The sequence below is a fragment of the Pseudodesulfovibrio cashew genome (assembly GCF_009762795.1).
In the GTDB taxonomy this organism is placed as follows: domain Bacteria; phylum Desulfobacterota; class Desulfovibrionia; order Desulfovibrionales; family Desulfovibrionaceae; genus Pseudodesulfovibrio; species Pseudodesulfovibrio cashew.
This window is the reverse complement of sequence record NZ_CP046400.1, coordinates 1,809,452-1,834,306: the sequence shown is the minus strand read 5'-3', so window position 1 is coordinate 1,834,306 and position 24,855 is coordinate 1,809,452. Positions and strand designations below refer to the sequence as shown.

Annotated in this window: 24 protein-coding genes; 11 read left to right on the top strand and 13 right to left on the bottom strand. The window is 63.9% G+C overall.

Annotated features, from left to right (window positions below):
• The first annotated feature begins 1 nt into the window (after window position 1).
• From murD to GM415_RS08200, 9 genes are all read left to right on the top strand, one after another.
• Window positions 2-1,303 carry a UDP-N-acetylmuramoyl-L-alanine--D-glutamate ligase gene (gene murD, locus GM415_RS08240; RefSeq protein WP_158947338.1) on the top strand — a complete coding sequence of 434 codons (1,302 nt, stop codon included), beginning with the start codon at window positions 2-4 and terminating at the stop codon, window positions 1,301-1,303.
• Window positions 1,300-2,421 carry a putative lipid II flippase FtsW gene (gene ftsW, locus GM415_RS08235; protein ID WP_199244345.1) on the top strand — a complete coding sequence of 374 codons (1,122 nt, stop codon included), beginning with the start codon at window positions 1,300-1,302 and terminating at the stop codon, window positions 2,419-2,421. Before murD ends, ftsW begins: the two co-directional genes overlap by 4 nt.
• Window positions 2,418-3,497, top strand: a complete 1,080-nt coding sequence (gene murG / locus GM415_RS08230; RefSeq protein WP_158947337.1) for an undecaprenyldiphospho-muramoylpentapeptide beta-N-acetylglucosaminyltransferase — start codon at window positions 2,418-2,420, stop codon at window positions 3,495-3,497. Before ftsW ends, murG begins: the two co-directional genes overlap by 4 nt.
• A gap of 20 nt (window positions 3,498-3,517) precedes the next feature.
• Window positions 3,518-4,978, top strand: coding sequence for a UDP-N-acetylmuramate--L-alanine ligase (murC, locus tag GM415_RS08225; RefSeq protein WP_242012414.1), 1,461 nt, complete (start codon window positions 3,518-3,520; stop codon window positions 4,976-4,978).
• A gap of 4 nt (window positions 4,979-4,982) precedes the next feature.
• Complete coding sequence (murB, locus tag GM415_RS08220; RefSeq protein ID WP_158947336.1) at window positions 4,983-5,864, top strand: UDP-N-acetylmuramate dehydrogenase; 882 nt, start codon at window positions 4,983-4,985, stop codon at window positions 5,862-5,864.
• The gene (locus GM415_RS08215; RefSeq protein WP_158947335.1) at window positions 5,861-6,718 is read left to right on the top strand and encodes a cell division protein FtsQ/DivIB; all 858 of its coding nucleotides are present in this window, start codon (window positions 5,861-5,863) and stop codon (window positions 6,716-6,718) included. Before murB ends, GM415_RS08215 begins: the two co-directional genes overlap by 4 nt.
• Before the next feature lie 37 nt (window positions 6,719-6,755).
• Complete coding sequence (gene ftsA, locus GM415_RS08210; RefSeq protein WP_158947334.1) at window positions 6,756-7,991, top strand: cell division protein FtsA; 1,236 nt, start codon at window positions 6,756-6,758, stop codon at window positions 7,989-7,991.
• 89 nt (window positions 7,992-8,080) lie between these two features.
• Window positions 8,081-9,370, top strand: a complete 1,290-nt coding sequence (gene ftsZ / locus GM415_RS08205) for a cell division protein FtsZ (protein WP_158947333.1) — start codon at window positions 8,081-8,083, stop codon at window positions 9,368-9,370.
• Between the two features lie 168 nt (window positions 9,371-9,538).
• A complete protein-coding gene (locus GM415_RS08200) occupies window positions 9,539-11,197 on the top strand; it encodes a radical SAM protein (protein WP_158950829.1) in 1,659 nt (552 codons plus the stop codon).
• 99 nt (window positions 11,198-11,296) lie between these two features.
• Here the strand turns inward: GM415_RS08200 and glyA are convergent, their stop codons facing one another.
• The 8 genes from glyA to GM415_RS08160 form a co-directional block, all read right to left on the bottom strand.
• Entirely contained in the window at window positions 11,297-12,535 is a 1,239-nt protein-coding gene (glyA, locus tag GM415_RS08195) for a serine hydroxymethyltransferase (protein ID WP_158947332.1), read from the bottom strand.
• A 190-nt stretch (window positions 12,536-12,725) separates the two neighbouring features.
• Entirely contained in the window at window positions 12,726-13,964 is a 1,239-nt protein-coding gene (fabF, locus tag GM415_RS08190) for a beta-ketoacyl-ACP synthase II (protein WP_158947331.1), read from the bottom strand.
• A 106-nt stretch (window positions 13,965-14,070) separates the two neighbouring features.
• On the bottom strand, window positions 14,071-14,304 hold the full coding sequence (locus GM415_RS08185) for an acyl carrier protein (RefSeq protein ID WP_158947330.1): 234 nt from the start codon (window positions 14,302-14,304) through the stop codon (window positions 14,071-14,073).
• A gap of 36 nt (window positions 14,305-14,340) precedes the next feature.
• On the bottom strand, window positions 14,341-15,084 hold the full coding sequence (gene fabG / locus GM415_RS08180) for a 3-oxoacyl-[acyl-carrier-protein] reductase (RefSeq protein ID WP_158947329.1): 744 nt from the start codon (window positions 15,082-15,084) through the stop codon (window positions 14,341-14,343).
• A gap of 224 nt (window positions 15,085-15,308) precedes the next feature.
• Window positions 15,309-16,298: a beta-ketoacyl-ACP synthase III gene (locus tag GM415_RS08175; RefSeq protein ID WP_158947328.1), complete on the bottom strand. Its 990-nt coding sequence runs from the start codon at window positions 16,296-16,298 to the stop codon at window positions 15,309-15,311.
• A 228-nt stretch (window positions 16,299-16,526) separates the two neighbouring features.
• Entirely contained in the window at window positions 16,527-17,585 is a 1,059-nt protein-coding gene (plsX, locus tag GM415_RS08170) for a phosphate acyltransferase PlsX (protein WP_158947327.1), read from the bottom strand.
• A complete protein-coding gene (gene rpmF, locus GM415_RS08165; RefSeq protein ID WP_158947326.1) occupies window positions 17,578-17,757 on the bottom strand; it encodes a 50S ribosomal protein L32 in 180 nt (59 codons plus the stop codon). Before rpmF ends, plsX begins: the two co-directional genes overlap by 8 nt.
• 80 nt (window positions 17,758-17,837) lie before the next feature.
• Window positions 17,838-18,356 carry a DUF177 domain-containing protein gene (locus tag GM415_RS08160; protein WP_158947325.1) on the bottom strand — a complete coding sequence of 173 codons (519 nt, stop codon included), beginning with the start codon at window positions 18,354-18,356 and terminating at the stop codon, window positions 17,838-17,840.
• A 323-nt stretch (window positions 18,357-18,679) separates the two neighbouring features.
• Here GM415_RS08160 and rpmB point away from each other — a divergent pair, with 323 nt between their 5' ends.
• A complete protein-coding gene (gene rpmB, locus GM415_RS08155; protein ID WP_158947324.1) occupies window positions 18,680-18,892 on the top strand; it encodes a 50S ribosomal protein L28 in 213 nt (70 codons plus the stop codon).
• A 255-nt stretch (window positions 18,893-19,147) separates the two neighbouring features.
• The gene (locus GM415_RS08150; RefSeq protein WP_158947323.1) at window positions 19,148-19,453 is read left to right on the top strand and encodes an SHOCT domain-containing protein; all 306 of its coding nucleotides are present in this window, start codon (window positions 19,148-19,150) and stop codon (window positions 19,451-19,453) included.
• Window positions 19,454-19,547: 94 nt separating this feature from the next.
• Here the strand turns inward: GM415_RS08150 and gltX are convergent, their stop codons facing one another.
• The 5 genes from gltX to GM415_RS08125 all read right to left on the bottom strand — a co-directional run bounded on the left by gltX (window position 19,548) and on the right by GM415_RS08125 (window position 24,790).
• A complete protein-coding gene (gene gltX / locus GM415_RS08145) occupies window positions 19,548-20,942 on the bottom strand; it encodes a glutamate--tRNA ligase (RefSeq protein ID WP_158947322.1) in 1,395 nt (464 codons plus the stop codon).
• A 347-nt stretch (window positions 20,943-21,289) separates the two neighbouring features.
• Window positions 21,290-21,514 (bottom strand): NifU family protein, encoded by a 225-nt coding sequence (locus GM415_RS08140; protein WP_158947321.1) that lies wholly within the window; start codon window positions 21,512-21,514, stop codon window positions 21,290-21,292.
• A gap of 69 nt (window positions 21,515-21,583) precedes the next feature.
• On the bottom strand, window positions 21,584-22,642 hold the full coding sequence (locus tag GM415_RS08135; protein ID WP_158947320.1) for an HDOD domain-containing protein: 1,059 nt from the start codon (window positions 22,640-22,642) through the stop codon (window positions 21,584-21,586).
• 122 nt (window positions 22,643-22,764) lie between these two features.
• The gene (locus tag GM415_RS08130; protein WP_158947319.1) at window positions 22,765-23,388 is read right to left on the bottom strand and encodes an MBL fold metallo-hydrolase; all 624 of its coding nucleotides are present in this window, start codon (window positions 23,386-23,388) and stop codon (window positions 22,765-22,767) included.
• 4 nt (window positions 23,389-23,392) lie between these two features.
• Window positions 23,393-24,790 (bottom strand): sigma-54-dependent transcriptional regulator, encoded by a 1,398-nt coding sequence (locus GM415_RS08125; protein ID WP_158947318.1) that lies wholly within the window; start codon window positions 24,788-24,790, stop codon window positions 23,393-23,395.
• Window positions 24,791-24,855: the final 65 nt, after the last annotated feature.

Below are 24,855 nucleotides of genomic sequence, written 5' to 3'. Positions count from 1 at the left end.
CGTGAACCGCATCGTCAAGAATTTCATCAACGAGGCCATCCTGACCGGCAAGCGGGGCGTGGTCGTGGGCGTGGGCAAGTCCGGCCTGGCCGCGGCCCGGCTCCTGGACGTGCTCGGGGCCAAGGTGCGCGTGGTGGACCGCAACGAATCCCTGACCGAGGACGCCCTGGGCGCGCTCAAGGGCGAGGCCGAGCTGGTCACCGGACCGCACGACAAGGCGCACTTCGCGGACGCGGACATCATCGTCCTCTCCCCGGGCGTGCCCGTGAAGCGCATGGCCGACGCCCTTGACGGCATCCCGGCGCGCAAGATCGTCTCGGAGCTGGAGTTCGCCTCCTGGTTCATCGAGGCCCCGGTGCTGGCCATAACCGGAACCAACGGCAAGACCACGACCACCACCCTGATCAGCGAAATTTTCGAGCACGCGGGCAAACGCGCCTTCACCGGCGGCAACATCGGCACGCCCCTGTGCGAATACCTGCTGGACATGGAGCCCGCCGAGGTCATCGTGCTCGAGGTCTCCAGCTTCCAGCTCCAGAACTGCCGCCTGTTCAAGCCCCGGGTGGGCGTCTTCCTCAACTTCGCGGCCAACCACCTGGACTACCACGAGTCCATGGAGGAATACCTGGACGCCAAGCTGAACCTCTTCGCCCAGATGACCGGCGAGGACACCGCCCTGCTCCACGAGTCCCTGCGCGAGACCATCGGCGACCGGGGCTTCACCAACGCCCACGTGGAGTGGTTCGGTCCCACGGACCGGTTCGAAGCCCCGAACCTGCCGGGCGAGCACAACCGATCCAACGTGGAGGCCGCGTGGCAGGCCGTCAGCAGGTTCGGCGTGACCGAAGCCCAGGCTGCCGAAGCCATCCGGAATTTCAAGCCCCTGGCCCACCGCATCGAGACCGTGGCCGAGGTAGGCGGCGTGCTCTACGTGGACGACTCCAAGGCCACCACCCTGGACGCGGTCCGGGCGGCGGTCCGCTCCTTCGACCGCCCGGTGCGCCTGCTCATGGGCGGCGTGTGGAAAGGCGGCGACGTGGCCGCCTTTGCCGCGGACGTCAGGGACGCGGTCATCCATGTGGGCCTCTTCGGCGCCAGCCGCGACATCCTGGAAGGCCCCCTGTCCGAGGTCTTCCCCGTGACCTGGGACGAGACCCTGGAGGCCGCCGTGAGAAGGCAGGCCGCCGAGGCGCGGGAAGGCGAGGTCGTCCTGCTCTCCCCGGCCACGTCCAGCTTCGACCAGTACAGGAACTACGGCGAGCGTGGCGACGACTTCAAACGCGTGGCGGAGGCATTGGCATGAGCACCAAGCTGAACGCCAAAAAACCCGCCACCGGCGGCCGCTTCGACCCGTGGCTGCTCATGACCACCCTGCTTCTGGGCGGCTTCGGCCTGATCATGGTCCTCTCCTCGAGCGGCATCACCGCCGAGCACGACTTTGCGGACAAGTATTTCTTCTTCAAGCGCCAGCTCGCCTTTGCGGGCGTCGGGCTGGCGGGCATGGTGCTGTGCATGCAGGCGCCGCGCAAGCTGCTCTACGGCCTGACCTACTTCTGGGTGGCCCTGGCCGTGGCCATGCTCACCCTGTGCCTCACCCCGCTGGGCGCGAGCGTCAACGGAGCCAGCCGCTGGATCAGGCTCGGCCCGGTCAACGTCCAGCCCCTGGAGTTCGCCAAGATCGCCCTGGTCTTCTACCTGGCCTATTTCTTCGCCCGGAAACAGGAGCTGGTACGCACCTTCTCGGTGGGCTTCCTGCCTCCCTTCATCGTCACCGGTTTCCTCTCGGGCCTGCTCCTGCTCCAACCGGACTTCGGCGGGGCCGTGGTCCTGTGTGGGCTGCTCTTCTTCATGTGCCTGGTTGGCGGCACCCGCATCAGCTACCTGCTCCTCTCCCTGGTCTTCGCCGGGGGCGCGGGCTGGATGCTCATCACCTCCTCGCCTTACCGCCTCAAACGGTGGACCGCCTTCCTGGACCCCTTCGCCTCCGCCCAAAAGGAGGGCTACCAACTGGTCCAGTCCCTGTACGCCTTCGGCTCGGGGCGGTTCTGGGGAACGGGCATGGGCGCGGGCAAGCAGAAACTCTTCTTCCTGCCCGAGGCGCACAACGACTTCATCATGGCCGTGGTGGGCGAAGAGCTGGGCTTCATCGGCATGTCCCTCTTCTTCCTGACCATCGCCTTCTTCCTCTACCGGGCCTTCCGCGTCTCGATTCTGCAGGAGGACCTCCAGGACCGTTTCACCGCCTTCGGCATCACCTGCATCCTGGCCCTGGGAATGGTCCTCAACCTGGCCGTGGTCCTGGGCACGGTCCCGCCCAAGGGCGTGGCCATGCCGTTCATCAGCTACGGCGGCTCCAGCCTGACCGCCTCCTTCGTCTGCGCGGGGATCCTGCTCAATCTCTCAAGGACGGCCAAGTCATGAGTCTTACCCGCGTCATCCTCACCACCGGCGGCACTGGCGGCCACATCTTCCCGGCCCTGGCCGTGGCCGACGAGCTGCGCCGCCGCAATCCCGGCGTGTGCATCCTGTTCCTGGGCGGCTCCGGTCCCGAGGGCGAGCTGGCGCGCGGACGCGGCATCGAATTTCAGGAGCTCCCGGCCAAGGGCATCATGGGGCGCGGCCTGTCCGGCGCGCTCTCCGGCCTGGGCTGGCTCTGCACGGGCATCCCCAAGGCCCTGGGCGCGGTTCGGCGCTTTGGCCCGGACGCGGTGGTCGGCTTCGGCGGCTACGCGGGCTTCTGCCCTGTGCTGGCGGCGGCCATGACCGGCGTGCCCACGGCGGTGCACGAGCAGAACTCCGTGCCCGGCGTGACCAACAAGGTGCTGGGGAAAGTGGTCCGCAAGGTGTTCCTCAGCTTCCCGGACGTCATGGGCGTGTTCCCGGCGGGCAAGACCGTGCTCACGGGCAACCCGGTGCGCCGGGAGATCGCCAGGGTGCCCGCCCTGCGCGAGGGGCGCACGCCTGCCAAGCGTGTTCTCGTCCTCGGCGGCAGCCAGGGAGCGCGGCCCGTCAACGAGGCAATCATCGCGGCCCTGCCCGAGCTCATGAAAGCGGGCGTCACCCTGGTCCACCAGGCGGGCAAAACGGATTTTCAGCGCGTGCGCGCCAGCTACGAGACCGCCAAGGCGGACCCGACGCAGGTGCACGCGTTCATCGAGGACATGGCGGCGGAATACGCCCGGGCTGACCTGATCGTCTGCCGGGCCGGAGCCACCACGGTCTTTGAAGTGGCGGCGGCGGGGGTTCCTGCGGTCTTCGTACCCTTCCCCCAGGCCACCCACGACCATCAGACAATGAACGCCAAGGCCATGGCCGACATCGGCGCGGCCCTGCTCCTGCCCCAGAAGGGCATGGACGGGACCTCCCTCGCGGGGCTGGTGCTGGAACTGCTCGGAGACGACGGGCGGCTCGCGAACATGGCAAAAGCGGCGCGCGGTTTCGCCAGGCCGGAAGCGGCGGCGGACATCGCCAAGCATATGGAAAACTTAGCAGCGTAACGCTGAACAAGGACAGTATAATGGCAGCAGCACAGGGACCCTATCTTACCGTCGGCGGCGAGGCCTGCCCGGCAATGCGGGCTCGGGTGAACAACATCCACATGGTGGGCATCGGCGGCTCCGGCATGAACGGCATCGCCGAGGTGCTCATCAACATGGGCTTCAACGTCACGGGCTCCGACCTCTCTGCCTCGGCCCCGGTACGGCGGCTGGAGAAGCTCGGCGCCACGGTCTACATCGGCCACGGCGCGGCCAACGTGGGCGACGCCGACGTGCTCATCAAGTCCACGGCCATCCCGGACAAGAACCCGGAGGTGGTGGAGGCCAGGGAGCGCGGCATCCCGATCATCCCCAGGGCCGAAATGCTGGCCGAGCTGATGCGTCTGCGCACGGGCGTGGCCGTGGCCGGAACCCACGGCAAGACCACGACCACTTCGCTGCTGGCGACCATTTTCACCGAGGCAGACCTCGATCCCACCGTCATCATCGGCGGCAGGCTCTCCATCTTCGGCTCCAACGCCCGGCTGGGCGAGGGCGACTATCTCATCGCCGAGGCCGACGAGTCCGACGGCTCCTTCCTGCTGCTCGCCCCGATCATCACCGTGGTCACCAACGTGGACAAGGACCACATGGATTTCTACGCGGACCAGGACGCCATCGACGACTCCTTCACCCGGTTCATGAACTCCATCCCCTTCTACGGCATGAACGTGGTCTGCGGCGACGACGAGGGTGTGCAGCGGCTGCTCCCGAACATCAAGCGCCCCTGCCTTACCTATGGCATCGGCCCCAAGAACCGGCTGCGCGGCGAGATCATCACCTCCCACCTGCGCTCCATGTTCAAGGTCTATCTGGACGGTGAGGAGTGGGGCGAGGTGACCGTGGCCCAACCCGGCACGCACAACGTACTCAACGCCCTGGCCTGTATCGGCGTGGCCCTTGAGGCCGGGCTGGACAAGGACGACATCATCAACGGCCTGGCCAACTTCGGCGGCGTGGGCCGCCGCTTCGAGCGCAAGGGCGAACGCAAGGGCGTCATGGTCGTGGACGACTACGGGCACCATCCTGCGGAGATCAAGGCCAACCTGGAGACCGCCCGCGCCTGCTACCCGGACCGGCGTATCGTGGTCGCGTTCCAGCCCCACCGCTTCACCCGGACCCAGGCCCTGTTCGGCGAATTCTGCAAGGTCTTCAAGGATGCGGATCTGCTCCTGCTCACGGAGATATACCCGGCCAGCGAGTCGCCCATTCCGGGCGTATCCGGCCTCTCCCTGGCTCAGGGCATCAAGCAGGTCTCGGAAACCAAGGTCCAATTCTTCCCTGACTTCGAAGCTCTGGAAAAACGGCTCAGGGACACCCTGAGGCCCGGCGACCTGTTCATCACCCAGGGCGCGGGTTCCATCTGGACGGTCGGGGAGAACTGGCTCAACCAGGCCGACGAGCCGGAAAACGAACCGGACGAGGCAGGAGACGGGGAGTAAACCCATGGCACTGGAACTGATCAGCAATCCTTCGCTTGCAGAGCGGACCACGCTGGGTGTCGGCGGCAGCGCCGAGGTCGAGATCGTGGTGCGCGACGCGGCCGACCTGGACGACTTGAGCGAATTTCTGACCACGCGCACACTGCGTCCCTTCGCCATCGGCGAGGGCAGCAACATCCTGGCCCAGGACGGCAGCCTGGACCTGGCGCTGATTCGCACCGAGACCACGCCCGGTCCGGAGCGGGTGGAAAAACGCGACAACAAGCTCATCGTCCGCTGCGGCGCGGCCCAGCGGCTGCCCGGCCTGCTCGGCTGGGCGCAGATGGCGGGCCTCTCCGGCCTGGAGGGGCTGACCGGCATCCCCGGCAGCGTGGGCGGCGGCGTGGCCATGAACGCGGGCTCCTACGGCACCGAGATCGGCGACGTGATCAGCCGCATCCGCATCTGGACGCCCTCCGGTGGGCTGGTCTGGGTGGACGCGAAGGAATGCGAATTCGAATACCGCCGCTTTTCCTGTCCGACCGTGCCCGGCAAGGCGCTGATCTGGGAGGCGGAGTTTGCCCTGACCGAGGAATCGCCCAAGGCGGTACGCGCGGCAATGAAGGAAATTTACGACAAGAAGAAAGCCACCCAGCCGGTCACGGCCCGCTCCGCCGGGTGCGTGTTCAAGAACCCGGAGGGCGAATCCGCCGGAAAACTGCTGGATGAGGCGGGCATGAAAGGCGCGACCGTGGGCAACATGGCCTTCTCCGACGTCCACGCCAACTTCATGATCAACCTTGGGGAAGGCAAGGCGACCGAGGCTCTGGAACTCCTCGAGATGGGCAGAAACGCGGTCAGGGAACAATTCGGCATCACCCTGAAGACGGAGGTCATCATACTGTGAGCACGCTAACCATGGGCAAGGAAAGCCGCCTCAAGATGGGGGGAAAACGGAACAACAAGCTGCGCTCCCCCCGCCCGGCCCGAAAGCTGACCAGCGTTGGCCAGATGATCGTACGCACCATCATGCTGCTGCTGACGCTCTCGCTGATGGCCGTGCTCTGCGTGGGCCTGCTCTACGGCTACCGCTACATCACCTCCGCCGACTATTTCGCGCTCAAGGAGATCCAGGTCACGGGCAACTCCCGGTTGACCCAGGGGGACATCCTCAAGACGGGCCACGTGGCCCTGGGGCTCAACTGCCTGGAGATGAACGTGGGCGAGGTGGAGAAGAATCTTTCGGACAATCCGTGGATCGAGTCCGTCACCGTGCGCCGCGAGTTTCCCAACCGACTGCGCATCGGGGTGGCGGAGAAGGTCCCGGCCTTCTGGATCCGCCAGGGGGACGGCCTCTACTTCGCGGATGCGCGCGGCAAGGTCATCGCGCCCATGCATCCCGGCGAGATGGGCTCCCTGCCGGTGCTGTCGGTGGACGACTCCATCGACGACGGAGGCAAGGTGCTGACCGGCATCATGAAGAAGATCGATGATCGAGAAACCCCCTTCACCATGGACCAGGCAGCCTGGATCAAACTGACCAGCAGCCACGAGGTGGAGATATACCTGGACGGGCATGCCGGAGGCCGTGGCCTCACCGTGCGCCTCTCCATGGACGCATGGGAACTGCAACTGGAGCGACTCAAGATCGCCTGGGCGGACCTCATGCGTCGACACGAATTCAAGGACACCGCCATCATCGCCGCCAGCGGCGACAAGGTCTGGGTAAAGAAACGGCCGGACGAAGAACCGGCGGCTTAGCATACTACAGGGAACCACAGAGGAAGAGGAGATACTTATGGCCAGGAACGACTTGATCGTCGGACTCGACGTCGGCACCACCAAGATCTGTACGGTGGTCGGCGAAGCCAGCGAGAACGGCGTGGATATCATCGGCATCGGCACCGCCCCCTCCACGGGGCTGCGGCGCGGCGTGGTCGTCAACATCGAAAAGACGGTCCAGTGCATCAAGAAGTCGCTGGAGGACGCCGAGCTCATGGCGGGCTGCGACATCCGCAGCGTCTACGCAGGCATCGCAGGCTCCCACATCCAGGGCTTCAACTCCCACGGCGTCATCGCCGTCAAGGGCGGCGAAGTCACCCAGCGCGACGTGGACCGGGTCATCGAGGCCGCCAAGGCCATCGCCATCCCCATGGACCGCGAAGTGCTGCACACCCTGCCCCAGGAATTCATCGTGGACGACCAGCGCGGCATCGCCGACCCCCTCGGTATGGCGGGCGTCCGCCTGGAGGTGAAGGTCCACATCGTCACCGGCGCGGTCACCTCCGCGCAAAACATCATCCGGTCCTGCAACCGCTCGGGCCTGGATGTCTCCAACATCGTTCTGGAGTCCCTCGCCTCCAGCCAGGCCGTGCTCTCGCCCGAGGAGCGTGAGATCGGCGTGGCACTGGTGGATATCGGCGGGGGCACTACGGATATAGCCATCTTCTCCAAGGACTCCATCAAGCACACGTCGGTCCTGGCGCTCGGCGGTCACAACCTGACCAACGACATCGCCTACGGCCTGCGTACGCCCATGATGAGCGCCGAGAAGATCAAGATGGCATACGGCTGCGCCATGGCCGACCTGGTCACCACCGATGAGATCATCGAGGTGCCCAGCGTGGGCGGACGCGAGTCGCGCCGGATGAGCAAACGCGTGCTGGCGGAGATCTGCGAGCCGCGCTGCGAGGAGATCCTGGCCCTGGTGGACCAGGAGCTGATCAAGTCCGGCTTCAAGAACATGGTCGCCGCGGGCGTCGTCCTCACGGGCGGCACCTGCATGATCGACGGCATGCAGGAACTGGCCGAGCAGATTTTCGATCTGCCGGTCCGCATCGGCGTGCCGGGCGAGGGCATCGGCGGGCTGACCGAGGAAGTCATGAGCCCGCAGTATGCCACCGCCGTAGGCCTTCTGCTCCACGGAGCCGAGGAAGAGGGCCTGCAGCGCGTCCGTCCCTTCAAGATCCGCGACGAGACAGGTTTCGACCGCATCGTCTCCCGGATGAAGAAGTGGTTCACGGACATCGCCTAGTGGAATGAGGAAACAGTGGAAATCGAAGGTTAACAGGGAACGTACACGACGAGGAACGCCAAGGCGTTCACTCAGAGGAGGAAGACACAATGGAAAATTTTGAAATCATCCATGACACCAATGCCAAGATCAAGGTCGTCGGCTGCGGTGGCGGCGGAGGCAACGCGGTCAACAACATGATCCTGTCCGCGCTCAAGGGCGTCAAATTCATCGTCGCCAACACCGACCACCAGGACATCGACAAGTCCCTGGCCGAGCACAAGATCCAGATCGGCGAGAAGCTGACCAAGGGCCTGGGCGCCGGTGCCAACCCCGAGATCGGCCGCTCCGCCGCCATGGAATCCGTGGACCAGATCCGCGAAGCCCTGGACGGTGCTGACATGGTCTTCATCACTGCAGGCATGGGCGGCGGCACCGGTACCGGCTCCGCTCCGGTGGTAGCCGAGGTCGCCAAGGAAATGGGCGCGCTCACCGTCGGCGTGGTCACCAAGCCTTTCTACTTCGAGGGCAAACGCCGCCTGGAACAGGCCGAACTGGGTACCCGCAACCTGGCCGAGGTGGTGGACTCCATCATCACCATCCCCAACGACCGTCTGCTCCAGCTCGCCGCCAAGCGCGCCGCCTTCTCCGACATGCTGAAGAAAGCCGATGAAGTGCTCTACTACGCGGTCAAGGGCATCGCCGACCTGATCACCGTGCACGGCCTGATCAACCTAGACTTCGCGGACGTCAAGGCCGCCATGTCCAGCTCCGGCATGGCCCTGATGGGCACCGGCATCGCCTCGGGCGAAGGCCGCGCCAAGGAAGCCGCCATGAAGGCCATCACCTCCCCGCTGCTGGAGGACGTCTCCATCGAGGGCGCCAAGGGCGTGCTGATCAACATCACCTGCGGCCCGGACATGCTCATCGACGAGGTCTCCGAAGCCGCCGACATCATTTACAAGGAAGCCCACCCCGAGGCCGAGATCTTCTTCGGTACGGTCTTCGACCCCGACGCGGGCGACGAGATGCGCATCACGGTCATCGCCACCGGCATCGAGAGCGCCGCAGAGGAACCGGAACCGGTCCTCAGCAAGGCCGAGCAGCAGAAGCTCATGCTCCTGGGACCCCGCGGCGTGAACAAGGCTCAGGCCCAGGCCCAGACCATGCGCCCCGGCCACCAGAAGGTCATCAACACCGACCGGAACATTCCGGCCTACCTGCGCAAGCAGGGCGGTGAGCTGAACACCACCGAGCTGCCCCCGCAGCCCATGAGCCAGCAGCCCATAACCCAGCGGGCCGTGAGCAACGGTCCGGCTCCGGGCGAAGAGGAATTCATCTTCGACGACGCGGAAGACAACTTCGACGTCCCGGCCTTCATCCGCAAGAACGTGGACTAGGCCCCGCTGCCCGCCGGGAAGCCCGCGAGGACTCCCGGCAGCAAGACGGACGCAAACGGACCCGGCAGGGCCCGAGTGCCCGCATGCGTATGGCATGCGGCTCAGGCCCCGTGGACCGCAATCATCAAAGGAGTGACACTTGAACACTCTGCGCGTGGGGAAGCTGCCATAGGCGATCGAACCCTGTATCATGGCGTCAGGGAGCCAGAAGCTCCCGCCCTCGGCGGACGGCTGCCCGTGGCAATCGTCGTCCCCGGAGGCGAAAAGAACGCCATCTCGACGCTCGGCTGGCAATCCGTATACCGGTTGCTGGCCGAAGACCCCGGCATGGCCGTAGAACGTGTCTTCCCGGACAAGTTGGGGTTGACCGACGGCAGCGAACCGAGAACGCGCGAATCAAACAGCCCACTATCCTCATTCCCTGTAACCGCCTGGAGCGTCACATTCGAGGAGGACTTCCTCACCCTCCCTCGGACGCTCCAGGCAGCGGGCGTTCCGCCACTGGCGGCGGAACGCCCGCGCCTTCCTCTGGTCATGGCCGGAGGACCGCCCGCCTTCCTGAACCCTGCGCCCATAGCGCCCTTCGTGGACCTCTTCTGGGTGGGCGAGGCGGACGACGCATTTGTCCCCTTTTTCGACAAGCTCAAGGCGCTGATCTTCGACGGCGCGGACAAGGACGCCATCCTTGACGCGATCAAGGACGATCCCGGCGTCTACGTGCCCGGACGCTCCAAAACGCCGGTAAGACGCCTTGCCACGGGCAAGCCGGGCCTGCTGCCCGACCCAGCCTTCTCCTGCTTCATCTCGGGCCGGGCCACCTTCCGCGACACCCTGCTCCTGGAGGTCAACCGAGGCTGCCCCTATGGCTGCCGTTTTTGCGCCGCAGGCTACATCTACCGCCCTCCGCGACACGCGGAAATGGACGAGCTCAAGCGCATCGTCGAACTGGCCGACCCGCCCAAGGTGGGACTGGTGGGCACGGCCCTGACCGACTGGCCCGACCTGCTGCCCTTCCTCAAATGGCTGCACGGCAAAAAAAAGAAATTTTCCCTCTCGTCCATGCGCGCCGACGGCATCACCGAGGAACTCCTCGTCTACCTCCGCGAGCGCGGCATCCGCACCGTGACCCTGGCCCTGGAGGGCGCGAGCGAACGGCTGCGCAACATGATGAGCAAGAAGCTCAAGATAGAGGATTTCCTGAACGCGGTCCGGCTGTGCGCCCGTTACGGCGTCAACCACCTCAAGCTCTACCTCATCGCGGGCTGGCCCGGCGAGACCGACGAGGACTACGCCGAACTGGCCGAACTGCTGAACGAGGTGGTCCGCATCCGCTCCGAGGAGCCTGGCGGCAAAAAGAAGCAGTTCATGCGCATCACCATTGGCGTCTCCTCACTGGTGCCCAAACCATTCACCCCGTTCCAGTGGGCTCCCATGATGGGCGAGCAGGAGCTGAACGCCCGAATGAAAGGGCTCACCAAAATGGTCAAGCCGCACAAGGGCGTCACCCTGCACCACGACAACCCGTTCCAGGCCCGCCTCCAGGGACTGCTGGCGCGCGGCGGCGAGGACATGGCCGACTTCATCCTCCTGGCCGCCGAGCACGGTGGCTGGAAAAAGGCGCTCAAGCTGTGGAACGGCGACCCTGCCGCCGTCCTTGACCACGAACGCGGCAGGGATGAGGTCTTCCCCTGGGAGGTCATCGACATCGGCGTGAAGCGGGAGTTCCTGTGGAAGGAATGGGAACGGGCCAAGCGAGCCCGCGTCTCCCCCGGCTGCCCGCCCCAGGGCTGCGGCCAATGTCCAAACTGCGGCGTGGAATATCTCTAGAAGTAATACCCTTCAAGGCCCATATAGTGGATGCAAATGAAGCGGCCCGCGACTCCAAAGAGTCGCGGGCCGTGTTTTTGGCGTATCAGTCGTACCGACTTACCAGGCGTAGAGCGGGAATTCGTGGGCGAACTCCTCAACTTCGCTGGCGATCTCGGCCAGGATCTTGTCGTCGTTCATGTTCTCCAGGGCGGCGGTGATCGCCTCTGCGACCACGATCATGTCTTCCTCGATCATGCCGCGCGTGGTGAGCGCGGGAGTGCCGAGGCGCACGCCGGAGGTCTGGAAGGGAGACTTGGTCTCGAACGGGATGGTATTCTTGTTGGCGGTGATGCCGGCCTTGTCCAGGGCGATCTGGGCATCCTTGCCGGTGTAGTCCTTGTCGGACAGGTCCATCAGCATCATGTGGTTGTCGGTGCCGCCGGAGACGAGCTTGTGACCGGCCTCCATGAGCGAGGCGGCGAGCTGCTTGGCGTTCTTGACCACCTGCTGCTGGTACTCGACGAATCCGGGGGACAGGGCCTCGCCGAAGGCCACGGCCTTGGCGGCGATGACATGCATCAGCGGGCCGCCCTGGATACCGGGGAAGATGTTGGAGTTGAGCTCCTGCTCCAGCTCCTCCGCGCCCAGGATCATGCCGCCGCGCGGGCCGCGCAGGGTCTTGTGGGTCGTGGTGGTGGTGTAGTGGGCGTGCTCGATGCAGGACGGGTGCTCTCCGGCGGCGATGAGGCCTGCGATGTGGGCCATGTCGACCATCAGCTTGGCGCCGACCTCGTCCGCGATCTTGCGGAAGCGGGCGAAGTCGATGATTCGCGGGTAGGCGGAAGCGCCCGCGATGATCAGGGTCGGCTTGTGTTCCTTGGCCAGGGCCTCGACCTGATCGTAGTCGATGGTCTGGGTCTCCTTGGAAACGCCGTAGTGGACCATGTTGAAGAGCTTGCCCGAGAAGTTGACCGGGGAGCCGTGGGTCAGGTGGCCGCCGTGGGAAAGGTCCATGCCGAGCACGGTGTCGCCGGGCTGGCAGGCCGCGAAGTAGACGGCCATGTTGGCCTGGGAGCCGGAGTGGGGCTGGACGTTGGCGTAGGCCGCTCCGAAGAGCTCCTTGGCGCGGTCGCGAGCCAGGTCTTCCACCTGGTCAACGAACTCGCAGCCGCCGTACCACCGCTTGCCGGGATATCCCTCGGCGTACTTGTGGGTCATGATCGAGCCCTGCGCCTGGCGCACGGCGGTGGAAACGAAATTTTCGCTGGCAATGAGTTCCAGCTTGGAAACCTGGCGATCGGCTTCGGCGATGATGGCCTTGGCTACCGCGGAATCCTGGAGCAGCAGTTCTTCCATGGGTCTTACCTCGTTGTAAATGGTGGATGCGAATGGCTTCCCACCCCGGTTACATGTCCCCGGCGGTTCGTCGCGTCAAGCGGAATCCGGCTTTTTCACCCTCGTCCGCCTGCCGCTCCCGCCTGTCCATGCGGGGTGGAGATCCGTCCTTATATCAGAAAAGGGGAAGGCGTTCGCCCTCCCCTTGTTGCTAATCCGTGAAGCGCTTGAACAGGATGCAGCCGTTGGTGCCGCCGAATCCGAACGAGTTCGAAAGCGCGTAGTCGATCCGCTTCTCGCGCGGACCGTCCGCACACACGTCCAGATCACAGTCCGGATCAGGCGTGTCGCGGTTGATGGTGCCGGGGATGACACCCTCGGCAATGGTCTTGACGGAGAAGACCGACTCGACGCCGCCCGCCGCACCGAGCAGGTGGCCCATCTGGGACTTGTTGGCGCAGATGGCGATGTCGTAGGCGTGGTCGCCGAAGACCTTCTTGATGGCGCGGGTCTCGCACAGGTCGTTGAGCTTGGTGGAGGTTCCGTGCGCATTGATGTGGTCGATGACGGACGGGTCCACCTTGGCCTCGCGCACGGCGGCAGCCATGGCCAGGGCCATGCCGCTTCCGTCCTCGCGCGGGGCGGTCATGTGGTATGCGTCGCCGGACGCGCCGAACCCGACCACCTCGGCCAGAATCTCTGCACCGCGCGCCTTGGCGTGGTCAAGGGACTCCAGGAGGAGCAGGCCAGCACCCTCGCCCATGACGAAGCCGGTACGGTCAGCGTCAAAGGGACGGGACGCTTTCTCCGGCTCCTCATTGAGGGTTGAGAGCGCCTTCATGGCGTTGAAGCCGGCCACGGCCAGCTTGGAGATGGTGGACTCGGAACCGCCGCAGATCATGACGTCGGCCCGGCCCATGACGATATCGGTGTAGGCCGCACCCACGGCATGAGTGCCCGAGGCGCAGGCCGTGGTGGTGCACACGTTCGGCCCCATGGCCCCGGCCTCGATGGACACCTGTCCGGCAGCCATGTTGGCAATGAGAATGGGAATGAAGAAGGGCGTGATCTTCTTGGGGCCCTTGTCTAGGAGCTTCTCGTGGTTGACCTCGATGGAATGAATGCCGCCCAGACCCACGCCGATGATGGTTCCGGCACGCGCGGCCTCGGATTCGGGGATGGTCCATCCGGCCCGATCGAAAAGCTGCCGGGCACAGCCCACCGCATACTGGGTGAACCGCTCCATGCGGCGGGCTTCCTTCTTGGGAATGTAGAGAGTGGGATCGAAATCCTTGACCTCACCCGCGATCCGGGTGGCGAAATCCGTGGTGTCGAAGCTCTGGATCTCGCGGACGCCGGACTTGCCGGCCAGGAGGTTCTGCCAACTGGTCTCAACGTCATTACCAAGGGGAGTGATGGCCGCAACGCTGGTGACGACAACCCTGTTCATAATAGTTATCCGTGATACCTTCTTGTGGGGAAAAATGAAAAAGGAGCGCCTCACACGAAACGTGCACAAGGCGCTCGCATTCTTGTCAATGTCAAGAAATCGAAAGCTACAGAGCCTTCTCGATGTGGGAGATGGCGTCCTGGACCTTGATGATCTTCTGAGCTTCCTCGTCATCGATCTCCAGGTCGAACTCCTCTTCCATGGCCATGATCAGCTCGGTCAGGTCCAGGGAATCGGCACCCAGGTCTTCGACGAAGGCGGCGGTCTCAACAACCTCGTCCTCGCTCACGCCAAGCTGCTCCACGATGATATCTTTCACTTTTGCTGCAACATCGGACATACTTTCCTCCAGTATACTTTTCTTTTTTCTTCTAGGTTACATGTACATGCCGCCATTGACGCCCAACACCTGGCCGGTGATGTACCCGGCTCCGGGTCCGGCAAGGAAGGCGACTGCGGCTGCTATGTCCTCGGACTGCCCGAGGGATTTTAACGGAATTTGCGCGAGCATGGCGTCGACCACCTTCTCAGGCAGTTCGGCGGTCATGTCGGTCTCTATGAATCCGGGAGCCACGGCGTTGACCGTAATCCCGCGTCCGGCCAGCTCGCGGGCGGCGGACTTGGTCAGGCCGATGAGCCCGGCCTTGGCGGCACAGTAGTTGGCCTGGCCCGCGTTGCCCATCTGGCCAACGATGGAAGTGATGTTGATGATCCGGCCCGAGCGCTGCTTGCCCATGATCTTGGACGCTTCCTTCAGGAAGGCGAAGCAACCGGTCAGGTTGATATCGAGGACCTTGTCCCAGTCCTCGTCCTTCATGCGCATGATCAGACCGTCGCGAGTGATGCCCGCGTTGTTGACCAGCACCTCCAGGGCGACCTTGCCCTTGATCTCGTCGTTGAAAAAGGCGGCGATGGCACCGCGGTCGGCGGAGTCGAGCTTGAAGGCCTTGGCCTTTCCGCCCTTCTCTTCGATGGCTGCCACCACATCCTCCGCGGCCTCGGGGCGACTCACGTAGGTCAGGTAGACTTCGAAACCGTCGGCGGCGAGGGTCTCGGCCACGGTACGGCCGATGCCCCGGGAACCACCCGTGACCAATGCGACTTTGGGAAGATCGCTCATGTATCAAATACCTCTGTCTTGCTCGTTGATCTGCACCCCCATATACCAATTGGTCTGCGACTGCAAATTGGCATGGGGCCACCGGGTGAGGTGGTCTATCACAACATTGTTACGAAAGTATAGCGAAACGGGCGTTTAAATGCATACTCCCTGTTTTTCACGCAGCCGGACGAAAAACCCGCTCCCCGGTTCCCGAGACAGGACCGTCCCGGAGCGGCGTTTCCCTAGAACCGGATCAGGCCCGCACCCCAGGTGAAGCCCCCGCCAAAGGTGGGGATCAGCACCAGGTTGCCGGGCTTGATGAACCCGGTGTCCCAGGCCTCGGAAAGGGCCAGGGGAACCGAGGCGGCGGACGTGTTGCCGTACTCGTGAATGTTGGAGAAGACCTTTTCCTCCGGGATGTCGAACTTGCGGCCCACCGCGTCGATAATCCGGTAGTTGGCCTGGTGCGGCAGGAGCACGTCCACCTCGGATTTGGCGAGGCCGTTGCGCTCGAGGAGCCGCTCGGAAATACCGACCATGTTGCGCACCGCGTGCTTGAATATCTCGCGGCCCTCCATCTGCACGAAGAACTCGTTGCCCACGGGCTCGTCCTTCTTGTAGGCGTAGGCCGACCCGCCGCCGTTGACGGTGAGCAGGTCGCCCAGGGTGCCGTCGGCTTCGAGCATGACGTCCAGCACGCGAGGCCTGTCGGACTCTTCCCCGGCGGTCATGATGGCCGCACCCGAGGCGTCACCGAACAGGACGCAGGTGGTGCGGTCCTCCCAGTTGATGCGCCGGGAGATGACTTCGGTGCTGACGACGAGCACCTTGGCGTCCGGTTCGAGAAGAAGGTAGCCGCGTGCGGTCTGGAGGGCGTAGAGAAAGCCGGAGCAGGCTGCCGACACGTCGATGCACATCTGCCCCTTGATACCCAGCTTCTCCTGAATGCGGCAGGCGCAGGACGGGATGACCGAGTCCGGGGTAAAGGTGGCGCAGACGATGTGGGTCAGCTCGGAGACGTCCATGTCCGCGTTGGCCAGGGCCATGCGCGCGGCCTCGGCCGCCATGTCCGAAGCGTTTTCACCGTCAGCCACCACGTGGCGGCGCTGAATGCCGGTACGGGTGGTGATCCACTCGTCGGACGTATCCACTATCTTTTCGAGATCGGCGTTGCTCAGGACACGCTCGGGAGCGTACCTGCCAAGGCCTCGGAGGATGAAATTCATATTCATGGGTGGTGGTGTAAGGGATTGGATGGGTGCGGTCAAGTTGTGCAAGCCATGACACGGCGGCTTGCGAGACCGCCCCGCCGGGGCCGGAAAACGGCACGACAAGGCTCCAGCCCTGCAAGGCTCGCCCTGACGCCAACTCGGCGGGTTTTCTCCGGATGAGGCTCTTCGAGGAGGGTTGTTTTCGCCCCGAACTGCGGGCCCAGAGCCGGAGTCGTCATGATGCCGGACCTAGGCCGCGTCCTTGTCGGACCGGCCATTCCTGCCGGTGATGTCCTTGTGCGCGGCCAGCCCCTCGGCCAGGTGCTCGTGGGTCCGATTGCGCACCGAGGTGGCGGCCATGCGGATGCAGTTGGCCACGGCCAGCTCGTTGGACTTGCCGTGGGCCACAATGACCACGCCCTTGAGCCCGAGAAGCGGAGCCCCGCCGTATTCGGCGTAGTCCACCAGCTTCTTGAACCGCTTGAAGGCGCGAAGGGAGAGCAGCGCGCCGAGCTTGGAAAGCCAGCTCGCCGTCAGTTCCTTCCTGAGCAGGCTGCTCATGGACTTGGCCAGCCCTTCGGACAGCTTGAGGGCCACATTGCCCACAAAGCCGTCGCAGACGACCACGTCCACGTCGCCGGTGAAGATGTCGCGGCCCTCGACATTGCCGATGAACCGCAGGTTGGACTCGCGCAGCAGATCGAAGGACTCGCGCACGGTGGCGTTGCCCTTGCCCTCTTCCTCTCCGATGGACAGGATACCCACCGAGGGGTTGTCCACGCCAAGCACGTAACGCGCCAGGACATCGGCCATGAGGCCGAACTGGAAGAGGTGCTGAGGCTTGGAGTCCACATTGGCGCCGACGTCGATGAGCACCACGGGGGTCTTCTCCGTGGGCATGATGCCCGCCAGGGCCGGACGCAGTACGCCCTTAATGCGGCCGAGCACGAACATGCCGCAGGCCACGGTCGCCCCGGAGTTGCCCGCGGAAACCACGCCATCGGCCCCGCCGTCCTTGACAAGACGGCAGGCCACCTGAATGGACGAATCCCGCTTGCGCCGCAAGGCGTCGGCGGGCTTGTCATCCATCTCGACCACCTGGGTGGCGTGGACAACGGAAATGTCCAGCCCACCGGTGTTCAACTTGGCGAGTTCCGCGTTGATGCGCTCCTCGTCGCCGACCAGGGTGACGGCAATGCCCTCGCGCGCGGCGTCAACCGCGCCCGGGACCACGACCTGCGGGCCGAAATCGCCGCCCATGGCGTCCACGGCAATGCGCGGAGCCATCTGTTCGCCGGTGCTAGGCATCTTCGCCGCTGATCACCTGGCGGCCCTTGTAGGTGCCGCACACGGCGCAAGCGCGATGGGGGAGGGTCGGTTCACCGCACTCGCAGTAAATCACGTTGGGAGCCGCAACCTTGTCGTGGGAACGGCGCATGCCCTTGCGGGACCGGGAAGTCTTTTTCTTGGGGACTGCCATGATGTATACCTCGTGTTATGTAGATTCTCTATTTCAGTGCCCGGAGGGAAAGCGGCAAGCCGCCCTCCGACCAAGGGGCGTTAGTCTATCTTCAAATTGCGGAAAACCGCAAGTCTTTCGTCGCCCTCATCCTGCTCGCAATCGCACTCGCCCTTGTTCAGGTCCTGACCGCACTGGGGACACACGCCCCGGCAATCATCCGAACACAAGGGCTTCACAGGCAGGGCCACGGCAAACTCCTCCCAGAGGAGCGCGCCGATGTTGAACTGAAGCTGGCCGGACTCCTCGCGGACTCGAGGCTCGCCGTCGTACTCCCCGTCTGGGAGCTGCTCGAAGGCGTCGAACTGCGAATCGATGGACAGCACAAAGGATTCGGCACAACGGTCGCACGGCAGCGAGACACTCCCCTTGAGGGTGCCCCGAACCAACGCGCCGTCCTTGCCCTGGGGCTGGATGGTCACTTCGGCGACCATATCCTCGACCGGCGTGACCGGAATGGCAAATTCCTCCCACCCCCGGCTCCAGATGGACTGGTCGTCGAAGGTGAAGGTCTTTCCTTCAGGGGAAATGTCGCTTATGGCTATCCACAGATCGGTCATCGTATTGCTCCATTGGGTTGCTCCGGCCAGCCGTCGGTTCCCGCCATGAAAAAGGCGTCGCCGCCGCGGCCCGGTTCCTCTGTAATATGAGGAGCGCGCCCCGGCTGCGGTGAAACGGAGGACGCCTTCATGCGCCCCGGCCCGCTCGGGCAACCGGAGTCTCCTATATGGGAAGTTTTTCCATTGTCAAGAAAAAAACCCTTGCCATTTGCCGGAAGGCTCGGTAATGAATCTCTCCCGCCGCCTGGGGAAGCTACCAACCCCACCCGGCATGCAACACACGCAAGTGATAAATTTCATTTAGAATACATCAGGAGGTCGCAATGTCCCAGGTTTGCGATATTTGTGGAAAGGGTCCCCAGACCGGCAACAACGTCTCTCACTCCCACATCAAAACCAAGCGCCGCTTCATGCCTAACCTGCAGAAGGTTCGTCATCAGCTCGAGTCCGGCCAGGTCGTGTCCATCAAGGCCTGCACCCGCTGCATCCGCAGCGGCGCCGTGGTCAAGCCCGTGGCCACCAAGAAGGCCGACTAGGCTTACGCTACGTCATTTCGGCTCTGCGAGCCACTGCTGCCACCGGCAAACTGCCGGTGGCAGCTTTTTTGCGCCCTGTTGATGCCCCCCTGTACAGCGTGCAACGTGCAAGCCATTGCCCGGTCAAGTGCACCAAGCTGCACAGCTGCACATCCCCACAAATACGGATATCCTGTTTTATCCATTGATTCCAGGAAACTATGCTTTGGCACGCCCTATGCTTATCTTTGGGCAAAGACTAAACGAGGTGACGGTATGGAATTTTTGAGCGCATTCGGCAACTGGTGCGGTGGTCCGGGCTTCTGGCAAGGCGGCGGACACGGCATGGTCGGCTGGGGCGGGGGCTTCTTCCCCTTCCACTTCGGCGGCATCCTGCAACTGGTCGTCATTGGGCTGATCATTTACTTCACTGTGCGGATGTTCCGTAAACCCGCGACCCCCTGCGGCACGCCCGGGCCCAAGGAACAGACGCCCGAGGAAATTCTCAAACGCCGGTACGCAACCGGCGAAATCGACGAGCAGACCTACAAGAGCATCAAAAGCGACCTGAGGGACGCATGATATAGACGCGATACACACCTCCTCTCCAAAAGAAGCCCCCACCGGACGGTCCGGTGGGGGCTTCATTTTTGCGTAGTCAGAGATGTGCGACGGGCTACAGCGCCAGCGCCCTCCGGATGCGAGCCAGGGTCTGCTCCCGGCCCAGTGCGGTCATGGTCTCGAACAGGCCGGGGGACTGGGTGCGCCCGGTCAGGGCTACACGGATAGGCTGGGCGATGACCTTGAACTTGATGTCCTTGTCCTCCAGGAACTGGCGGTGCAGATCTTCCAGGGTCTGTTCCGAGAACTCTTCCAGCGCGTCCATGCGCGCGGCGATCTCTTCGAGCAGCGGCTTGGTCTCCTCGTTGAGGAACTTGGCCACGGCCTTCTCGTCATAGTCGAGCTGGGCGGCGTCCGCGATGAAAGGACCGGCCTGCTCCAGCATGTCCACCAGAGACTTGGCGCGCTGCTGAAGGAGCGGCACGGCCTTGGCAATGGTGGCGCGATCAGCCTTGGCCGCCGCGTCCGCGTCCTGGCGGGCCAGGAAATCCATGAGCATATCGGCCAACCGCTCCGGGTCAGCCTTCTGCATGTACTGGCCGTTGACCCACTCGAACTTGGTCAGGTCGAAGACCGACGGCGACCTGCCGAGGTTGTCCGTGGAGAAGAGCTCGACCATCTCGTCCATGGTGAAGAGCTCCTGGTCGCCGTGGGACCAGCCCAGGCGGGCCAGATAGTTGCACACGGCCTCGGGCAGGTAGCCCATCTTCTCGTACTCCATGACCGAAAGCGCACCGTGGCGCTTGGAAAGCTTCTTCTTGTCCGGGCCGAGGATCATGGGCACGTGGCCGAAGCGCGGCACGTCCCAGCCCATGGCCTTGTAAATGAGAATCTGGCGCGGGGTGTTGTTGACGTGGTCGTCGCCGCGCAGCACGGTGTTCACGCCCATGTCATGGTCGTCCACCACCACGGCCAGGTTGTAGGTGGGCGTACCGTCGGAGCGGCGCAGGATCATGTCGTCCATCTCGGTGTTCTCCACGTTGATGGGTCCCTTGACCATGTCCACGTAGCCGGTGAAGCCCTCCAGGGGGGCCTTGAGGCGGACCACGCCAGAGGTCAGTCCCTTGTCGCGGCAGGTGCCGTCGTACTTGGGCTTGCGGCCTTCCTTCATGGCCTTCTCGCGCATGGCGTCAACATCTTCCTTGGAACACTGGCAGTAGTAGGCGTGACCGTTTTCGATCAGCGTGTCGATCACCTCGTTGTGCCGGTCGGCGCGGGTGGACTGAAACACGACCTCGCCGTCATGCTCGAGCCCAAGCCACTTCATGGAATCGATGATGGCGTCCGTGGCCTCCTGGGTGGAGCGCTCCCGGTCCGTGTCCTCGATGCGCAGCCGGAACTCGCCCCCGGCGGCACGGGCCAGCAGCCAGGAAAACAGCGCGGTCCGGGCGCCGCCGATATGCAGAAAACCGGTCGGGCTGGGCGCGAACCGGGATACAATCTTGGTCATGATCTCATTACTCCTTGAAATATGTCTTCCTGAAAGGCGTCATGCCATCGCTTGGAAAATCAGATAGGGAAGCCGCCTTTCGGCGGCGTTTATCAGGTGATTTCGCCTCCGGCGGGCAAGGGGTTGACCCCCTTGCATCCCCTTTTGCGCACCGCTGGCGCGGGAAGATTTCGTATTGTTCTACCCTTGCAGCCTTGGAAATCTCATGCACCTAAAAAAACAGTAGATTCCCTGCCTCGTTCGTACGAAACCGAGAAACGGCAATTCCAGGGTTTCCGGGGCTCCCGTGAGAAGCCGAAAAAATGGATTGGCGCGGGTCGCAACACGCGCGTTCCCCCCAATGCCCGCTAGTCTACGGCCTCCACGCCCTTAACCGCGGGAATCTCTTTGAGCACAATGCGCTCAATGCCGTTCTTCAGCGTCATCTGGGACATGGGGCATCCCTTGCACGCACCGGTCAGGCGCACCTGAACGATGCCCTTGTCGGTAACGTTCACCAGTTCCACGTCGCCGCCGTCGGACTGGAGCATGGGACGGACCTTGTCGAGCACGGCTTCAACTTTTTCGCGCATGATGAAATCTCCTTGATCGGGTATTGGCCCGAGAGGAGTAAGGCTTTGCCCTTCGGTTGTCAATCACGCCTACCGGGCGATCAGGATGGAAAAGGCGTCCTCCAATTCTTCGTCGAGGTCGGCGATCATCTCCTCCACCCGGTCGGGTGTCAGCTCCATGGCCTCCCAGACAGCGGACTCCGGCGGCTGGACGTAATACTCCCCGCTGGTCCCGATACCCAAAGCCGTGGCAAGGATCTCGGCACAGTGGACCAGACCGGGCTCCTCGGCCTTCTGGCTCGCCTTGGGCGTGTGGTGCTCCAGCACCGCGCTGACCAGCACAAAGGGGAAATTCCACTTGCGCAGCAGCATGCCGCCCAAGGTGGCATGGTCGAACCCGAGGAGCGCCTTTTCCTTGTCCCAAAGGAGCTCCCCCGACGCCCGCGCGTGCCCCAGGACTGCGGACGCGCGCTCCGGCTCGGTCTGGAGCAGAATGAGCTGGCCGATGTCGTGCAGCAACCCGGCAACGAAAGCGCGCTCCGGGTCGCCTTTGCCGGTCATCCGGCAGAGGCGGCGGGCCAGCAGGCCGACCACGATGGAATGCTTCCAGAACTGCTCCATGTCCATGACCTCTGCGGGCACATCCTTGAACAGGGAAATGACCGAAGTGCCCACGGCCAGGGTGGAGAGCTGGTTTACGCCGATGACGGTCACGGCGCGGGAAATGGTGTCGATCTGCATGGGCAGGGAATAAAATGCGGAGTTGACCATGCGAAGGAGGAAGGCGGTCAGGCTCGGGTCACGGCTGATGACCGAGGCCAGATCGTCGGCAGAGGTGTTGTCCGCATTGATGGCCTGCTGCAACTCCAGAAAGACCTGGGGCAGGGCCGGCAACTGGTGTTCCTTGCGCAGGATATCCAGCGGGTCCAGGCCATCCACGGGCAACGGTTTATCCGGCTGCTCCCTTTCGGCATATCGCTCCGGGTCCAGCGTCATGTCTCTGGCAACGTGCTTTGCGCCGATCCTGGCAACCCGCTTCATGACACCGTCGGGATGCTTGATGAACTTGAAACGCCGGGCCATGAGCTGCTTGGCGGCCTCCAGGGTCTCCGGAGCGACGTCCACTTCTTTGGCGGTTTCTTCAACCATGTGTAAATCCTATGGGGTTTGGAAGCGTTGAGCAGTTTCACCATAGAATAAAACGGGATGAAGCAAAAGGGGTTTGTGCGTAATGAGTCGAATCCGGAACGCGGCAGCGGACGCGGCGCGTTTTATAGGAAATGAGGATTGTTCCGCTTCTCATGAGTCACGGTTGTCATGGGGCCGTGGCCCGAATAAATGCGGGTCTCGTCCGGCAGAATGAAGATGCGGGAACGGATGGAGCCGAGCAACTCCGGCCCGGAACCGCGCGGCAGGTCGGTGCGTCCCACGGCGATCATGAACAGCAGGTCCCCAACAAACACGCACCCGGCCGCAGGGAAAAAGTAGGAAAGGCTGCCCGGCGTGTGCCCCGGCGTGTCCAGGACCACCATGGTCTGGCCCAGGGCCGTACGGCGACCGGGACCTATGGATTCGTATGGGAAATCCACGTAGGCGACGAACTCGCGGATGCCGCCCGCTTCCAGAGAGATCTCCTTGAGGAACTCGTCCCCGCCGCTGGAAAAAACCGGGGCGGGATGGCTCGCCAGCAGCTCCTTGACCCCGCCCATGTGGTCCAAGTGAAAGTGGGTCAGGTACACCCCTTCCAACTCCAGACCGCACTCGCTGATGCGTTCGATGAGGCGAGCCGGGTCGAGCCCGACGTCCACGACCACCCCCTTCCCGTTGCGGGAGAGCAGGTAGCAGTTGGTCTCGTCCGGCCCGAGGACGAAGGTCTCGACAGTCAGCCCGGCCATTCGCCTACCGCCTTGTCAGGCCGTATTTCTTGAGCTTGTACTGCAACGTGCGGCGCGAGATGCCCAGGGCATCGGCCGTGCGCTCCCGGTGATTGCCGTTCTCCTCCAGGGCACGCATGATGGCGAGTTTCTCAGCCTCCTCAAGAGATGCCGGAGTTCCCATGGACGGGGAAGACGGGGCGGGCTCAAAACCCGAATGCATGTCAATGGCGGCCTCGCGCGCTCCGGCAATCTGGGGCGGAAGCAGGTCCGGCCCCAGGGCGTCCGAGCGGGACAGGATCAGGGCGCGCTCCAGCACGTTCTCCAGTTCCCGGACGTTGCCCGGCCAATCGTAGCCGGAGAGGGCGTCCAGAAAGGCCGGGGTCACCGTGCGAATGATCTTGTTGTTCTTGTTGCCCAGGCGGCGAAGCAGGAAACTGACCAGCAGAGGCAGGTCCTCCTTGCGCTCGCACAGGGGAGGGATGCGGATTTCCAGCACGGCCAGGCGGTAGAACAGATCCTCGCGGAATCGACCCGCCTCGACCTCGGCCTTGAGGTTGCGGTTGGTGGCCGCGATGATCCGGGCGTCCACCTTGACGGTCCTGACCGACCCCAGCGGCTCGATGGTCTTCTCCTGAAGGGCCCGGAGCAGCTTGGCCTGGAGCGGCGCAGGCATCTCCCCGATCTCATCCAGGAAGAGCGTACCGCCGTCAGCCAACTGGAAGCGGCCAGGCTTGTCCTTGACCGCGCCGGTGAACGCGCCCTTTTCGTAGCCGAAAAGCTCGGACTCAAGCAGGTCGTCGGGCAGAGCCGCGCAGTTGACCTTGATCAGCGGTCTGTCGGCGCGGTTGGAAGCACGGTGCAGCCCCTCGGCCACCAGCTCCTTACCCGTGCCGGACGGTCCGAGAATGAGCACCGTGGCCTCGGTGGGCCCGGCCTGGGAAATGAGGTCGCGCACCCGCTCGATGCCGGGCGACGCGCCGATGAAATCCACCTCGCCGCCCACCTCTGCACGCAGGCGGGCGTTCTCCTCAAGGAGCTTGTGATATTCATAGGCCTTGCCCAGCACGGCGGTCAGCTCGTCGTTGTCCGCCGGCTTGGTCAGGTAGTCGAACGCGCCCCTCTTCATGGCGTCCACGGCGCTGCCCACCGAGCCGAAGGCCGTGAGCAGAACCACGGGCATGCCGGGCCGCCGGACCTGGAGCTCCTTGAGCAGCTGCATACCGTCCATGCCCGGCATCTTCATGTCGACCATGGCCACGTCGGGATAGGTGTCGGCCTCGGCCTCCTCGGAGAGCACGGTCAGCGCGCGTTCGCCGGAGTCGGCCTCCAGCACGGTCCAGCCGTCGTCCTCCAGCACGGCCCGGACCATCATGCGGTGGCCGGGCTCGTCATCCACGATCAATACAATTCGTTCTTCCATATGGCTCGCCTCCCCCGGCTCCGCAGGACGGGCTGGGAGGTTGTCGGTTCATCCCGCGACGCACC

Coding starts and splice junctions, on each gene's coding strand:
- ftsW (WP_199244345.1), top strand. CDS start 1,300: ATGAGCACCAAGCTGAACGCCAAAAAACCCGCCACCGGCGGCCGCTTC.
- murG (WP_158947337.1), top strand. CDS start 2,418: ATGAGTCTTACCCGCGTCATCCTCACCACCGGCGGCACTGGCGGCCAC.
- murC (WP_242012414.1), top strand. CDS start 3,518: ATGGCAGCAGCACAGGGACCCTATCTTACCGTCGGCGGCGAGGCCTGC.
- murB (WP_158947336.1), top strand. CDS start 4,983: ATGGCACTGGAACTGATCAGCAATCCTTCGCTTGCAGAGCGGACCACG.
- ftsA (WP_158947334.1), top strand. CDS start 6,756: ATGGCCAGGAACGACTTGATCGTCGGACTCGACGTCGGCACCACCAAG.
- ftsZ (WP_158947333.1), top strand. CDS start 8,081: ATGGAAAATTTTGAAATCATCCATGACACCAATGCCAAGATCAAGGTC.
- glyA (WP_158947332.1), bottom strand. CDS start 12,535: ATGGAAGAACTGCTGCTCCAGGATTCCGCGGTAGCCAAGGCCATCATC.
- fabF (WP_158947331.1), bottom strand. CDS start 13,964: ATGAACAGGGTTGTCGTCACCAGCGTTGCGGCCATCACTCCCCTTGGT.
- GM415_RS08185 (WP_158947330.1), bottom strand. CDS start 14,304: ATGTCCGATGTTGCAGCAAAAGTGAAAGATATCATCGTGGAGCAGCTT.
- fabG (WP_158947329.1), bottom strand. CDS start 15,084: ATGAGCGATCTTCCCAAAGTCGCATTGGTCACGGGTGGTTCCCGGGGC.
- GM415_RS08175 (WP_158947328.1), bottom strand. CDS start 16,298: ATGAATATGAATTTCATCCTCCGAGGCCTTGGCAGGTACGCTCCCGAG.
- plsX (WP_158947327.1), bottom strand. CDS start 17,585: ATGCCTAGCACCGGCGAACAGATGGCTCCGCGCATTGCCGTGGACGCC.
- rpmF (WP_158947326.1), bottom strand. CDS start 17,757: ATGGCAGTCCCCAAGAAAAAGACTTCCCGGTCCCGCAAGGGCATGCGC.
- GM415_RS08160 (WP_158947325.1), bottom strand. CDS start 18,356: ATGACCGATCTGTGGATAGCCATAAGCGACATTTCCCCTGAAGGAAAG.
- rpmB (WP_158947324.1), top strand. CDS start 18,680: ATGTCCCAGGTTTGCGATATTTGTGGAAAGGGTCCCCAGACCGGCAAC.
- GM415_RS08150 (WP_158947323.1), top strand. CDS start 19,148: ATGGAATTTTTGAGCGCATTCGGCAACTGGTGCGGTGGTCCGGGCTTC.
- gltX (WP_158947322.1), bottom strand. CDS start 20,942: ATGACCAAGATTGTATCCCGGTTCGCGCCCAGCCCGACCGGTTTTCTG.
- GM415_RS08140 (WP_158947321.1), bottom strand. CDS start 21,514: ATGCGCGAAAAAGTTGAAGCCGTGCTCGACAAGGTCCGTCCCATGCTC.
- GM415_RS08135 (WP_158947320.1), bottom strand. CDS start 22,642: ATGGTTGAAGAAACCGCCAAAGAAGTGGACGTCGCTCCGGAGACCCTG.
- GM415_RS08130 (WP_158947319.1), bottom strand. CDS start 23,388: ATGGCCGGGCTGACTGTCGAGACCTTCGTCCTCGGGCCGGACGAGACC.
- GM415_RS08125 (WP_158947318.1), bottom strand. CDS start 24,790: ATGGAAGAACGAATTGTATTGATCGTGGATGACGAGCCCGGCCACCGC.